Consider the following 15006-nt stretch of genomic DNA (forward strand, 5'->3'; position numbering starts at 1 on the left):
GGAGATTTGTTAATGTGTGTCTGATGGTGAGGCTCCTGATAGGCATGAGCCGTAGCCTCACTCTTAGCCTTTGAAGGTGAATGGTGATTTGAATTGTTTTTTCAAGGATTGGCTAGCTGGCTGTGATGCTGGCGCTGGTGCGCTTTTGAAACCTTTTGCCTCGGCAATCTTATAGGCCCATTCTAATTCTTCGGCGAAGCGTTTGATGCTGGGAAAGCGCCTGGCTGGCTCTTTTTCCAGGGTACGTAAAATTACCTGTTCAATATTGGCTGGATAATCCAGGCCGCGCTCTTTAAAAGATGGGGGGGCTGTAAAGAGATGCTGGTGGGTTATTTCGTAGAATGTACCATTAAAAGGCCATTCTCCACTGAGCCACTCATAGATCATGATGCCCAATGCATACTGGTCGCTCCCTCGGCAGGGCTTGCCCTGTAATTGCTCTGGCGCGGCGTAGGGTGTGGTGCCTTCAAATTCACGGAGTGAGGCATGGATCGGGCTCAGGCTATGCGAGATGATCGCTGTCCCAAAGTCGCTGAGCATGATTTCATGATTGTTTCCCAGTAGCAGGTTGTGCGGTTTGATATCTCGATGTACCAGTCCAAGATTATGGATATAGTGGATGGCAGGTGCAATGTGTTGAATATAGTGGATGACTGTTTCAAGGTCTATGGCTATTCCCTTTGGATGTCTCTGTCTGAGGTTTCCATTAGGTGCATATTGCATGACAAGATAGGCGACATCCTCTTCTATACCAAAATCTATGATCGGTACAATATGCGGATGATCAAGGTTCATCAATGACGCAGTCTGTTTGAGAAACTTTTCTGCGTTCTCTCCCGTCCATCGTCCATAGAGTAGCTTGAGCGCTACATGGGTTTGATCTTGAATATTTTCGGCAAGGTACACTTCTGAGAGGTCACTTTTACCGAGCAGCCGCTCTATATGATAGTGGCTAATATATTGATACCCGTACTGGCATCCATTCATGCATTTCCAAATTTCGTTGGTGGCTAGTACTCTGTCAGATATCATGTGATAGGAAAGCGGGGATGCAAGGGGCGGCGAGCCCCTTGACTGGGGGATCGGGGCTGTGCCCCCGGCATCTCCTCCCCACCTCGCCCGCGTAGCAGGCGAACAACCACTCATCACACGAAGTTTGACAGAGTACTAGTAGTCTGTCAGACGTCATGTGATAGGAAAGCGGGGATGCAAGGGGCGGCGAGCCCCTTGACTGGGGGATCGGGGGCTGTGCCCCGGCATTTCCCCCTCCCGCCCGCGTAGCGGGCGCACAACCTAGCAAACGAAGTTTGACAAAGTACTAGTTGCACATTTTTGTATGCTGTCTTGTCTACTGCACTTTTGTGTATTTTCTTATTTTCCGCAAAAATATAGCTTTGATCTTTGTTGTGCTATTTTCTTTACCGCCAGTATGCAATAGAACCATTACTGCGATTGTACTGGTAGAGCAGAATGCTTGTCAACTGATAAGGGACAACTATCCTATGGTCGTAAGAGTATTCCCTGACCTTGACTTTTTCTGACTATGTCGTTAAAATGTTGACCGAAGAGTCATAAATTAAGTTGAATAGTCACATCTCCCACCCATCAAATCAAGTCAGTGCAGCAGGCGCGAGGTGCCAGTGAAAAACGTATCTATACCAGTCACTACACAAGGAGACAATTGAATGGCCAGGCCAGTGCATCGTTCCCTGAAGGAAAAACAGCGTCAGGAGCGCGAAGAATTGATTTTGCAGGTGGTAGAAGAGGTGCTGCTGGAAAGAGGCTATCGGGATACTTCGATGGAGGAGATTGCTACCCGTGTGGGCATCGCTAAAGGGACGCTCTATCTTCACTTTACGAAAAAAGAGGATTTGATGTTTGCGTTCTTTGAACGAGAAATGCAAAAAATCCTTTCTGCGATTGAGCAGCCGTTTCCTGCTAATATGAGTGCTCAGGCCAAGTTAGAATCTATTGTCCGTTCAATGCATAATGATCCTTCGGGGAAGCGGGGCGATCTTTTATATATTCTGTTTCATAGCGAGGATTTTAAAATAATTCTCCAACAAAAATCTGCCACCACGCTGACGCGTATCTCGGATACGGTGTTGTTGTATCTGGAAGAGGGGAAGGCGCGCCATGAGTTTGATCCACATATTCCTACCGTCATTATGCTCAATAGCTTTTTCAGTGTGTTGTCTCCCCGAGCTCATCGTCGCTTGTTGCAGAGTGGTGAATATTCTCATGAAGAAATAATGCGTTATGTGCAGAGGATTTATTTCCGTGGCATTGGTGGACATATCTCTTGAGGTGAGTTGATTGCTTCTTTTTTGCTAACGCCGTGTGCTGGCTTTGGAAAAAAGCCAGCACACATGTTGTTTTATCGTGCTATTCAGCTGCTGCCTTTTCCGTAGAGGACTGTTCAGCTGGTGTCTCGGGTTGTGGGGTTTCAGGAACCTCGGGTTTTGTTGGTGTCTCAGGAACCTTTGGTTCAGCTGGCGTTTCAGGGACCTGTGTTTCCATTGGTGTTTTGGGTGTTTTTGTTCTGGCTGGTTTTTCTCTGGATTGCCCGGACGTTGCAGCTGGCTCGGCCTGTTTTGTCGCTGGCTCTGGACTCACCTGCGGAGCGTTCTCTTTTTGCTCTTTGTTTTTCTGCTCTTGTTTGATGGCGGCTTTCTTTTGCTCAGCGATCACAAGTTGCTTTTGCGCTTTGCGATTGTTGTACCAGAGCCGCGCCTGGAGCAGGCGTCGGTAGAGCGTATAGATGACGGGTATGTATGCCTGGTCCTGGGTTTCCATGGCACGCATTGCGTAGCCGCCAAAGCCGCTTTTAAAGACGTATACGCCCCACATTGGCTGGCCTTCTTCAAGGATGTCTGGAATACCACGGAAATTGTAGTACCAGCAGCCCTGCTGCTTGGCCCACTGGAAGGCGGTCCATTGCAGGAGATGGTTCGGCATGCGATCGCGCTGCTCGTTGCTGGAGGCTCCATACATATACCAGCACCAACGTCCATGGGCAATGAGCAAGGCTGCTCCCAGTGGTTGCCCCTCATATTCAGCGATTAAGAGTCTGGCTCGATCTCCATAGAGTTCGAGGAGCTGCTGGTAAAAATCTTTGCCGTAGATGAAGAAACTATCACGGTCGCTGGTCGTATTGAGCAATTGGTAGAAAATATCCAGATCTTTTTCGTCATTCCCTATACGTACGGTTACATCCTTACGACCGGCCAGACGAACACAATAGCGCCAGGTTTTTTTCATGCCGGCCATCAGTTTTGTTTCATCTGGTCGCAGGTCTAAGACCCATTCGTGCCGTAGGTGGCGTGCTTCAGGATTGGAGACGAAGCCGTGCTTTTTTAATGCCTGTGGCCATGTTTGATCTTCAGTGGTGACACCAGGCTCTATCTTGAGCATAAAGGCATGCCGTTTGCGGGCTTCCGCACGTGTAAAGGCAAGCAAGATAGCCATGGCCTCTGAATTTGGATCTTCAATAACTGGACCACGGGGAGCATAAAAATAGGGTGTTGGTAAGACAGAGATGCGGGAGATAATGATGAGCATAGCAGCGCAGAGTTGTCCTTCGTCGTTGAGCACTCCAATTGGCAGTACCTCATCGTTACGAAATTTGAGCAGTTCTCCCCATTCATATGTTTGCGTAATGTTGCAACCGGTGGATGTTGCGATAAAATCATTCCACTGTTGTTTATCTGTGATGATATCTGCTTTCATTTTCCCTCTGTATCGTTTGATGTTTTATGGCGTTTTACCTGCCTCTTTTGTCCAGGTTTGTTGATGTGCATGTATCTATCCTGGAGCAAGCTTGAGTGTGTCGTGAGCTGGCGCCAGTTCCATCATCTGGATCGACCAGTGCTAGCATTGTCCCGCTTTCTCGGTTCTCTTTTCTCTGTATGCCACCGCCATTGGCGTCCCACCTGAAATGAGCCAGCTTGCCAGGACCCTGTTGTCTAAACTTCAATACGTGGAGATCAATATGATTGTCATAGTAGCATATACGTGCCGATTACAACAAATTCTTCATTAAATATGTCATATATTCCTATAATTGATGTTTAGACTGACTCAGTAAAAACGGCAGTCTTTCGCATTAAAAAACCGCCGAAACCAGTAATTTTCTTTCAGATTTAAAAACAAAAAAAGCTTATTACCTGGATGTACTTTAACACATCGCGCTCTTTTCGTCACGAGAACTATGACCCCCTCTCTTATCTTCTGGGAAAGGGTCCTGAAATAGTGAGCGTCGTAGCCGGTCATGTTTATCCATGACTGCTACGACGCTCAATGTCTTCTTTCTTGTGAGGAAGCGCTGATACCGCGTGTGCTATTTTTGTTGTTGTTCAAGCCAGCTGGAGATGAGCATATAGGCCAGACTGACATTGGGGGCGTTTCGGGCAGCGTTTCACGAGTGAACCAGCGGACGTCGTCCAGCTCTCCATCCTGGGGGTGGATCTCTCCACTTTTATAGCGGGCTGTGAAGCCGACCATGAGTTGATTGGGAAATGGCCAGGGTTGACTTTTCATATATTGCAGATCGTCAACTTCTATGCCTGCTTCTTCTTTGACCTCGCGATGGACGCATTCTTCGAGGGTTTCTCCTGGTTCGACGAAGCCTGCAATCAATCCATAGCGCTTGCCCCAGCCCGGTTTATGGGATAGCAGGAGCCGTTCTCCATCATGGATCAGGACGATGATGGCGGGTATGACTGGTGGATAGCCGCTGTAGTCTCCACGGGTGCAGCGTTTTCCCCATCCTCCCTCGACTGAGACCATGGGGGAGCCGCACACAGGACAGTAGCGGCTGGTCTGCTGCCAGCTGATGATTTGCGAGGCGTATGTGGCTATATTGTATTCAACGCCATCCATCGAGCTGTAGAGCTCCCATAGACCGATGGTTTTCCAGTCTGCTGGAAGTTGTTCCTCTTCATCAATGGCACAGGCTATGCAAGGTACTCCATTGAAGCGACCCAGATAGAAGAGTTCATCATGTTTTAGATTGGCTACGAGTGTTTCCTCTCTTGCAGGAGGCTGATCTGCTGATCGTGTGTCTTTACCAGCAGTTTTTGCTTTTGAAAAGGAAACCATAGGGCTTCCCCGGATGGAATAGAGAGTGGTGGATATGCTCTTTCAAAACCAGCGTTACTATTGGAAATTTCCATTCTGCTATCGATATTTTCCATTCTGTGTCCTTTATTACACCCCGCTCCTGGTCCTGGAGAATGCAATGCGCAATACTGCCTTCATACCCGGGTGGATGGAATGGTGGTAGATGTATATGTGATTATAAATTCATAGATGCTTTACTTTTAGGATTGATAATGTCATTCAACCGTATAAGCTATGCTAGCTGCGTGTGAGCGGCGTTTACGATTGCTTTTTGTAGGCTGTTTCATGGATGGTGGTAAGATAAAACCATCCACCTCGCAACGCACATGGTATAGAGCGTCACAGACGTGAAGACGCATGTACAGGACCGTACATAGCATCAATTTTATAGTATCACACGTTGACTCTATCTGAGAATGCGTGGCTCTGAATCTTTACCGCATTTTTACTTGACAAATGAGAGTTATTAGCCTATTCTACAGTGTATTAGTCATTCCAGATTATGGTTCTGGAGCTGGCGATTATGCTATCTATGCTATTTAATACATTGATATAAAACTATGTTTTTCGGGGCGCGCTTTATGCGGTCGGGGCTGGAGGTGTATTTTTGGAACACTCTGTTTTGGATTCCTGTCAATTGACCACACATACTGATACAGCAAACGTGCGTATCGTATCTCAATCCTCTCAAAATCCTGCTGTTTATCCCACTATTACTGCGGCTGTGCAGGCTGCTGTCAGCGGCGATACCATTCTGATCCAACCTGGCATGTATCATGAGTCGCTGGTTATTGATAAAGCTGTATCTCTCATCGGCACAGGTACGCTGACTGATGTGGTCATTGATGTCGTGGATGGCCCCTGTCTCTCTTTGCAAGCTCATGGCATCCATATCGAAGGCCTCAGTTTGCGTAGCCATTTTGTGTTTCCTCCTGACCACTCTGATGCTACCTGTATTGCTTTGGGTCTGACTGAAATTGTTGGCTGTGATCTCTCCTCTCCCTCTGCTACCTGTCTCCTGGTCTCGGGTCCCGAGGCGGTGGTGACGGTTCGCCGGTGCCAGATTCATGATAGCCAGGCGTATGGTGTCCTGGTGGATCTGGTGGGGACGTGTAATATTGAGCATTCAGTCATCCAGGACCATGCTCGGGCTGATGTGGCTGTGTTGCAAAATAGTACTGTCTCATTATTGGATTGTACATTGTGCCATGGAGCTGGCTATGGGGTGCTGGTGAAGGATTGTAGCCAGGGTCGTCTGCGACACTGTGATATTTATGGACATGCAGAGGCAGGTGTTTTGATCGCGCAGGGTAGTGTTGCGGATATTGTGCTGTGCACTATCCACGATGGTCGAGGGCCCGGGGTAGTTTTCTGTCAGGATGCGCATGGTTTGATGGAGCAGTGCCGTGTCTATCGCACTACCAGTTCAGGCGTGGAGATCAGGCAGCAGAGTAATCCAATCATTCGCCAGTGTAAGATCTTTCAAGGAAAATGGTCTGGTATTTTGATTGGGGAACGTGGTAACGGCATTGTTGAGTATTGTGAACTTTTCGCGAATGCTATGGCTGGTATTGATGTAACTGGTGGAAGTGATCCAGTGATTCGCTTTTGTCGTATCCATCAGCATGTCTATCCGGGCATTGCTGTTTTTCTGGGTGGTCGCGGCACGGTTGTGGATTGTGATCTGAGCAAAAATATGCAGGGACCGCTCCTGGTTGATGCTGGTTCCTATATTATGCAAGAGCGCAACCATAGCTAGTAGTCTGTCAGACATCATGTGATGGTGAGGCGGAGATGCAAGGGGCGGCGAGCCCCTTGACTGGGGGATCGGGGGCTGTGCCCCGGCATCTCCCCCTCCCGCCCGCGTAGCGGGCGCACAACTCATCACACGAAGTTTGACAATGTACTAGTACTCTGTCATCCTTGATTTGATAAATGGGAACAAAAGGAGTATCCTTGAGTCACGAATCAAAAAACCGATCTCAAGGAGGCATCCATGAAGAAGTATAGCATCCAGTTAGACGCAGAACAACGCAAGCTGTTAGAGAGTATGCTCACCGGAGGCAAAGCTTCAGCGCGCAGCCAGACCCATGCGAGGATTTTACTGAAAGCCGATCAAGGAGAGCATGGAGCGGGTTGGGAAGATCAGCAGATTGCTGAAACCCTAGGCGTGGGAACGGCAACCGTAGGACGGGTCCGTCAACGCTTTGTGGAGGGAGGGCTGCTGGATGCACTCGTGCGGCGTCCCCAGCCGGAACGACCGGAGAAACGGAAAATGAATGGGGAACTGGAAGCGCAGTTGGTCACGCTCGCGTGTAGTCAGACGGAAGGAGGGCAAAAGCGCTGGACGATGCGCATGCTCGCGGACAAATTGGTGCAGTTGGGGTACGTCGATCAGATCAGCCACCAAACGGTGTGGGTGACGTTAAAAAAAATGAACTCAAACCGTGGCTAAAGAACCAGTATTGTATTCCCCCGGAGGCTAATGCAGATTTTGTGTATCATATGGAAGATGTGCTGGAGGTGTACCAGCGTCCGTATGATCCAAAGCGTCCAAAGATCTGCATGGATGAGGGAAGTAAACAGGTGTTGGCCCATACCCGCGAGCCGATTCCGATGGAAGCGGGTGAACCCGAACGCATCGATTATGAGTACGAACGGAAAGGAGTGTGCAGCGTGTTTGTGGCGATGGAACCCGAAACCGGGACCTGTCAGGTGCGTGTGAGTAAGCGGCGCACGAAAAAGGATTGGGCACTCTTTTTGCGCGAGATCATTGACGTCCAGTATCCCCATGCGGACAAGATTGTGTTGGTGATGGACAATCTCAATACCCATACCCCCTCTTCGTTTTACGAGACGTTTGAACCAGCCGAGGCCCGCCGATTGACCGAGAAACTAGAAATCCACTACACGCCCAAGCATGGGAGTTGGCTGAATATGGCCGAGATCGAACTGTCCATTTTAGCGCGTCAATGCTTGTCCGATCGCTTTCCAAGCAGAGAGGCGCTTGCCGCTCAGGTGGATGCCTGGCAACGTGAGCGCAACCAGGCAAAAGTAACGATCAACTGGCGTTTTACCACCGCGGATGCGCGCATCAAACTCAAACGCCTTTATCCATCAATTGAACAATGACAAACTACTAGTCGGTCAGTGCTCTCGCTCTCTGGTTGTAAAGGGAGCTATATACTGACCGGGTGTGTATTGTGCTTGCTTGCTTTAATCCCAGAGTTGCAGCTTGCTAAGAATATCTTTGGCTGGTAACCAGCTGGTGATAGTGCCGCTGGTCAGGGTAGATAATTGAGGATCCGTAATCATACGCATCCTCAAGAGATGCCTGTTCTGTAGCACTTTTTCCCAACCTGCCAGGACTTTTTTTTCGATACTGCCACCTAATCTTCCGCTATCGACCAGTTCTTCAAGCAGCATCCCATCTGCTAAAAGACGTGCTGCCGTGCGTGGACCAATGCCGGTAATACCCTGAATATTATCCGAAGGATCCCCGGTCAGGGCACGATAGTCACACCATTGAGTAGGTAAAACACCATATTGGGTCAGGATCTCTTCGTGGCCGATAATCCACTGCTCGCGCTTGCGGGCCGTATTTAAGATCACAGTTGTCTGATTGACCAGTTGATAGAAATCTTTATCCATCGACATAATATAGATCTGCCGACCACTTTCCGCCTCCATACCGACCAGAGTCGAGATCAGATCATCGGCTTCAGTTGTCTCTAGTTCCAGCCAGCGAATCTGCAGCAGATCCAGGCCAGCTTTAATATCAGGCATCGCATCAAAAATGGTAGGATCTTTCAGAACACGCTGCGCTTTATAGGTGGCATCCTCTGCCAGCCGTGCGCTTGTACCCTGCGCACCATCAAAAAAGACCACCCACTCGGCCTCCCCGATCTCCACAGCAGCTTTGCGCGCAATCGAAAAAAAGCCAAAAGTAGCCGTCCGATCCACTCCTGATCGACTCTTAATCGGCACCGGAAAACCAAAGGCGGCCCGAAACAATAAATTGTGTCCGTCAACAATCACAAGCGGCGGCATAATGACCTCTATCCTCTACCTTTCTCAATATTGTACATGCTAGAACCCATCCTGTCCATTAAGCATTGACCTACCTTAGCAAATAGATGCATACTGTACACAATTCATATTTAAAACTCTATCTGATAGATTTTTATCTCATATCTACTTTGTCCCTGAATACGAAGAGGATTTTATGCTCAAATCAACGCGATCTCAACGAGGTAATCGTCGTCTCTCCCCCTTCTCATCGGTGGTAACACTCGCACTGTGGCGCTGGCGACAAACAGGATTTCTTTTAAGCATTATTGCTCTGGGCATGATTGCAGCGGTCCTTATCGCCAGTTCTATCCCACTGTTTTCTGATGTGATGACGACGGCGGGCCTGCGCAACACTCTGCGCTCAACTCCCGATGATTCGGAGATTGTGGCCACGTCGAATACGGCCGGGCTGTCCGCTGCTTCCATTAAGGCTGTGCATGATCAGTTTGAAACCTTACTCCAGCCGAGCCTGGGTTCATATGTGCAGGCGCCGGAGTTTTCTCTGACGATCGGGGATTTCTCTTTTGCGGCTCCTGCGAAGGAGAAGCGGTCTTTGGTGGTCAATGCGGTTAATATGGCGCATGCGCGGGCGCACGTGGCGCATGTGCAGGGCCAGATGGCCAGTCCAACCAATGCTCAGTCCAATGCGCTTGATGTGATGATCACGCCTACGACGGCGAAGCGTCTGGGCTTACACATAGGTTCGACAATTCCACTGTATTTTAATTACTATACCAAACCAATACCGGGCGCTTTTTCTAATCAGCCATCTCCACTTCAGCAGAAGCTACTTGTGACTGCTCGCGTGTCTGGTCTATTTGATATTGATCCAGCCAATAGTGCGTACTGGCATGGCAATGATTATCAGCCGACCAGTGTGTCAGTGCAGGGGCAATCGTCTTATACGTACGACTTTATGACCTCGGATACGCGTTTTGTGTCTATTGTGGAGCAGGTCAGGACCCTGAATAAGGCGGATGCGACATTTTCTACCATGGGTGCGTATTCGCTGCTATGGTCGTATCATTTGAACCCTACCATGGCTACGGTTGGCAACCTGGATGCTTTGATTAACAATATCGCGTCCCTACAGAATCAGTATCAGGCGGATTATGGGGATAGCACCTTTGTTGAGGATGCGGCGCGTACCTTTCCTTTTGTTTCTAAAATCGATCTTTCCAGTACGCTGTTTAGTTATCCAGAGGAGCCCAGTAACCTGGAGCGTTTTCGCAGTCGTATCTCTGTGGCCCAGATTCCGGCGGCAGTATTGACGATCATGATTATGGTCTTGATCCTCTTTTTTGTGAGTTTGATGACGAATTTGCTGGTGGATCGTCAGGCGGAGGCGATCGCGCTTTTGCGGTCACGTGGGGCGAGTAGCAACCAGATTTTCTGGGCCTTGATGACACAGTGTATCGGCCTGGGAATTGTGGCTTTGGTGCTGGCTTTACCGCTGGCGGTCTTCCTGATTTTTTCGATTGCGTCACGCATGCTGCCTGCCGCTTCGCGTGATGCGCTCAATGTCATTACCAGTAATCCCGTGGTGGCCCTGCAGAGAGGCCTCTGGTATGCGCTGGCCGTGATTCTGGTAGTCTGGCTGACGATGGCGATCTCGATCTTTGCGGCGTCGCGCTCGGATGTACTGGCGCTGCGGCGGCAATCCTCACGTTCGAATAAGCGTCCGCTCTGGCAGCGTTTGAATCTGGATGTGATTGCGGCGGCGGTTGCCCTGGCCGGTTATGGTATCTCGTATTATCTAACGGCGATCAGTGATGTTATTCAGGGCGATGCCAGGACGTTGATTGCGACGCCGTTGTCGATTATTGCTCCGTTTTTCCTGATCATTGGCTGTATGTTTTTGTTCTTACGGATCTTCCCCATGCTGTTGCGTTTGTTGGCCTCGCTGGTTGCACGTGGTCGTGGCGCAGTCTCGATGCTGGCCCTGGCACAAATCGGCCGTACACCACGTCAGGCGATTCGTATGACGCTGCTGCTGGCGCTGGCCACGGCATTCGCACTCTTTACGCTGGTCTATACGGCGACGCAGGCCCAGCATATTCAGGATATCTCCATTTATCAGGTCGGGGCTGATATCAGTGGCGAAAATAATGCGACCATCAGTCAATATAATACCGCAGTTCTGATCAATCGCTATAAAAATGTGCCAGGCGTGCTGGCGACCAGTACGGGCTTTGATACGCAGGCGGTTGGCGGTCGTGGTGGCGGTATTACGCTGGACATGCGGGCGGTGGATGCGGCGACCTTTGGTGCGGCGGTGAACTGGCCCACGCAGGATGAGGCGAAACAGGGCAATGCCCTGTTAACACAGATGGTTCGCAGGGATACAATGGCGACCAAACTGGAGGTCCTTCCCGTCGTTATTGATGCGAATACCGCCAGCCGACTCCTGCTGCACGTTAATTCCGCGTTGACGGTGCGTATTGCCGGCTTGAATGTACAGGATATGTCCTGTGTCGTGATTGGGATTGTGCCGCATATTCCCACCATTAATGATCGCATTGGCGTTGGCGGGAAGGGTGCTGTGGTTCCCGGCGGGATCTTGCTGGACTATACCACGTATAAGACGGTGTATACCAATAAGCTGCATCGCTTGAAGGATACGTTTATTGTTTCCGATGTTCCGACGCTCAATCATGTCTGGTTGCACACGAAGTCCGATGACGCCTCCCTGATCGGTATCCGTACCTTTTTGAAGAAGCCGCAATACGCGCTACAAAATGTGTCGGACCGCTGGCAGATCCTGGCTTCCTTAAACACTGATCCTCTGTACCTGATCCTTTCGGGCTTGATGGCGGTTGGAACGGTTACGGCCCTGTTGCTGGCTTTGATTGGTGATTTGCTGGCGTCCTGGTTGAGTGCGCGGATGCGTCTAACTAACTTTGCGGTTTTACGGGCGATTGGTACCACGCCGCGTGAAGTGGCCAGTATGCTGACCTGGGAGCAGGCCATTGTCTATACGATTGGTTTGTTGCTGGGCATCGGATTTGGCCTGGTGCTGGCGAATACCATGATTCCCGCGCTTTCATTCACGGACTTGAATAGTACGCTGGCTAATAATGATCAGTTGTATGCTCTGCAAACAGCCTTCCCAACACGCCTGATCTTTCCTTCTACCTTGATCTGGGGATTAGTCGCGATGGTCGCCCTCTATGGGATCGCGCTGGCCACGATGGTGCGCGTGGTCTCTCGACCCACTCTCGGTCAGGCATTGCGTTTGAACGAGGATTAACAGCAGGTATCTAACCTGGCTGATGTTTCTTTTGCTGGGGCAGCAATAGTATGTGTTGCTCCAGCATTTCTATGTATAGTTCTGATCATACATTTTATGCTGGAATAATAATCATGAGTGATGCTACTGAACCTATACAACCCTGGCTGGAGGATAGTGCGCGTCCTTCCAGCACGAATCGAGAGGAATGGCAAGCATATTGGCAGGCTTGTGGTCTGTCCTGGCGCACCGAGCCTGAGATTGATAGTGATCGTCAGGCCTTTCTGGCGTACCGCGTGTCTATCCTTCCCGATATTGTGCGCGGAATCTATCCCTTTAAAGATATAGCGCTCAGTCGTGCTGATCTGGAGTGGTTACTGCTTCACCATGAGGATGACCGAGGGCCAGTGCAGTGGAATGATGAGCGTCAGCGTGAGCGCCTGGGATTGGATGTGCGCGGAAGTGATCTGCGTCGCGTGCATCTTCAGGCTTTGCCGCTGGCACGGTTGCGGGCCGCGCTGACCTGGGATGAATGGACGGGGGCTACTGCGGCACAGCGACTGCAGGCACAGGCTCAATTGGAGTATTGCGATTTTTCTCACGCCCATCTAGAGGGCGCGATCTTGAACCGCGTGCAACTCCAGCATACCAGATTTACCAATGCTTTTATGGAGCAGGCGGATCTGAGTGAAGCCCAGTTGCAGCATACTCAACTGACGCGTGCGCACCTCCAGCATGCTGATCTGCGGAAGGCAAACTTGCGCGGGGCTACTTTGCGTGAAGTTCAATGTCAGCATGCCGATCTAAGCGAAGCCACTTTACAGGGTTGTGATCTGAGTAAAGCTGATTTCCAGCATGCCACCTTACGTAAAATTTTTGCGCAGCAGGCTGATTTCAGCCTGGCTTGTTTGGATCATGCCTATCTCCATGATGCCCATCTGGATGAAGTGAATTTGCGCAATGCCAGTCTACAAAAAGTGGATCTCAGTCTGGTGTATCTCACGGGGGCCAGTTTGCTACAAGCTCAACTTCAGCAGGCTTATCTGCGTGGCGCACATTTAGAGCAGGCGGATCTCAGGCGTGCGCATCTGGAAGGTGCCGACTTGAGTCGCGTTCATCTGGCTGGTGCCAGCCTGCAAGGTGCCTTTTTTGATCGCTTAACCTGTTTAGATGGTGTGCTTTTTAGTCGTGCCGCCGGGATTGATTGTGCCTCGCTGGCCGATATCCATTGGGATGCTGTTAATCTGGCAGGTATTGATTGGTCTGTTATCACCAAACTTGGCGATGAAAGACAACTTCAGCTGGATGGATCACGTCAGGACGCTCCTGACCCACATCTGGTTTCCCAGGCTGTGCGCGCTTATCACCAGTTGGCCCATGCTTTGCGAAATTATGGACTCTATGAGGAGGCGCATCGCTTCCTATATTCGTGCTATCGTTTGCAGTGCCGTGTCCTATGGGTACAGGCGCGCCAGCGTAAAATTTCCTGGAACAGGCGCATCCGCCTGCTGGTTTTCTGGTTGGGATTTCTCTGCCTGGACATTTTTGCGGGTTATGGCTACCAACTGTCCAGACTGCTTCCAACTTATCTTTCGACTATTTGCCTGTTTGGACTACTCTATTTTATCACTGGTTTTATACTGCAACCCGCTCATCCGCTAACCTGGTACGCTGCGCTGGCCTTGAGTGTAAGTGCTTTTCATGGTCAGGCATTCTGGTTAAACCAGCCACCAGCGAACTATATTCTGGTCTTTTTAACCCTGGTTGAACGCGTGCTGGGCTTCCTCTTTACCATCCTGATTGTTACCGTCATCTTGCGCCGCTTTCTTCATACATAAATCGATGTGCAACTTTCTGAAGAGTCCTTTAACATTTGTATGTACCGTTTGTCAGACTCCGGTTGCAAATAAGCGCAGCTCCTCGACATCGTTGGGGAGCGTGATCAGGCGTTCAAAATGCAGTCCCAGCTTTTCTAGCAAGTGGGCTGAACGCTGATTATCCAGGGAGGTGATCGCCACTATCCGTTGGATGCCCAGGACCTGTTGTCCATGTGCTAAGACCGCAGAGGCTGCTTCATAGGCATAGCCCTGGGACCAGAACCGGGGGAAAAAAGCAAAGCCAATATCCACATCATCCAGGGAATCTCTTTTGATCAGTCCGCAGAGGCCAATCGCAGTCTGATCCTCTTTTAGAGCAGTCAGGTACAGACCAAAGCCTTCGCGGGCGTACATAGCCACTGGCCCATTTATAATATAGGTACGGGCATCTTCAAGGGTTCGTATCCCATTATCGCCAATAAATCGTATCCATGAGGGCTCATTCACCAGAGCAAGGATAAATGCAGCATCTTCAGTGGTGAGCTGGCGGAGGATCAGTCGATCTGTTTCAAGTATATTCAATGGAGTGGAACCTCTTTCTGCGCATATGTTGGTGTGTTTCCTACTATACCATATCATATATGTTGAGTGGGAGCATATATAGTTCTTCTGAGTCGAGTCGGGCTTATGAGGACAGAAGAGCAGAGCATATGCCTATCGCGTGCAATCACGACTGTACAAAGCAGACTGGCGGGCTCGACTGAGAAT

General features: G+C 49.9%; 10 protein-coding genes. 5 read left to right on the top strand and 5 right to left on the bottom strand.

Going from position 1 to position 15006, the window contains the following annotated elements:
* Positions 1-63: 63 nt before the first annotated feature.
* Positions 64-1146 carry a serine/threonine protein kinase gene (locus tag KDW_RS18685; RefSeq protein WP_151757498.1) on the bottom strand — a complete coding sequence of 361 codons (1083 nt, stop codon included), beginning with the start codon at positions 1144-1146 and terminating at the stop codon, positions 64-66.
* A 539-nt stretch (positions 1147-1685) separates the two neighbouring features.
* On the opposite strand from KDW_RS18685, the gene KDW_RS18690 reads away from it, so the two are divergent.
* The gene (locus KDW_RS18690) at positions 1686-2306 is read left to right on the top strand and encodes a TetR/AcrR family transcriptional regulator (protein ID WP_151757499.1); all 621 of its coding nucleotides are present in this window, start codon (positions 1686-1688) and stop codon (positions 2304-2306) included.
* Positions 2307-2385: 79 nt separating this feature from the next.
* On the opposite strand, the gene KDW_RS18695 is transcribed toward KDW_RS18690, so the two are convergent.
* Together KDW_RS18695 and nudC are read right to left on the bottom strand one after the other, a co-directional pair.
* On the bottom strand, positions 2386-3729 hold the full coding sequence (locus tag KDW_RS18695; protein ID WP_151757500.1) for a lipid II:glycine glycyltransferase FemX: 1344 nt from the start codon (positions 3727-3729) through the stop codon (positions 2386-2388).
* Positions 3730-4296: 567 nt separating this feature from the next.
* Positions 4297-5100: an NAD(+) diphosphatase gene (gene nudC, locus KDW_RS18700; RefSeq protein WP_151757501.1), complete on the bottom strand. Its 804-nt coding sequence runs from the start codon at positions 5098-5100 to the stop codon at positions 4297-4299.
* Between the two features lie 628 nt (positions 5101-5728).
* Between nudC and KDW_RS18705 the strand changes: the two genes are divergently transcribed.
* Both KDW_RS18705 and KDW_RS18710 read left to right on the top strand, forming a co-directional pair.
* Positions 5729-6880 (top strand): right-handed parallel beta-helix repeat-containing protein, encoded by a 1152-nt coding sequence (locus KDW_RS18705; RefSeq protein WP_162005380.1) that lies wholly within the window; start codon positions 5729-5731, stop codon positions 6878-6880.
* A gap of 237 nt (positions 6881-7117) precedes the next feature.
* A protein-coding gene (locus tag KDW_RS18710; RefSeq protein ID WP_151757411.1) for an IS630 family transposase occupies positions 7118-8253 on the top strand; the annotation gives its coding sequence in 2 pieces (ribosomal slippage) (positions 7118-7538 and positions 7538-8253; 1137 coding nt in all).
* A gap of 84 nt (positions 8254-8337) precedes the next feature.
* Here KDW_RS18710 and KDW_RS18715 read toward each other — a convergent pair.
* Entirely contained in the window at positions 8338-9171 is an 834-nt protein-coding gene (locus KDW_RS18715) for a 5'-3' exonuclease (protein ID WP_151757503.1), read from the bottom strand.
* A 175-nt stretch (positions 9172-9346) separates the two neighbouring features.
* Here KDW_RS18715 and KDW_RS18720 point away from each other — a divergent pair, with 175 nt between their 5' ends.
* The gene (locus KDW_RS18720) at positions 9347-12442 is read left to right on the top strand and encodes an FtsX-like permease family protein (protein ID WP_151757504.1); all 3096 of its coding nucleotides are present in this window, start codon (positions 9347-9349) and stop codon (positions 12440-12442) included.
* Between the two features lie 113 nt (positions 12443-12555).
* The gene (locus KDW_RS18725) at positions 12556-14259 is read left to right on the top strand and encodes a pentapeptide repeat-containing protein (protein ID WP_162005381.1); all 1704 of its coding nucleotides are present in this window, start codon (positions 12556-12558) and stop codon (positions 14257-14259) included.
* A 51-nt stretch (positions 14260-14310) separates the two neighbouring features.
* Here KDW_RS18725 and KDW_RS18730 read toward each other — a convergent pair whose 3' ends face one another.
* Positions 14311-14820, bottom strand: coding sequence for a GNAT family N-acetyltransferase (locus tag KDW_RS18730; protein ID WP_151757506.1), 510 nt, complete (start codon positions 14818-14820; stop codon positions 14311-14313).
* Between the last annotated feature and the right edge of the window lie 186 nt (positions 14821-15006).

Origin of the sequence: Dictyobacter vulcani (assembly GCF_008974265.1) — a bacterium.
In the GTDB taxonomy this organism is placed as follows: Bacteria; Chloroflexota; Ktedonobacteria; order Ktedonobacterales; family Ktedonobacteraceae; genus Dictyobacter; species Dictyobacter vulcani.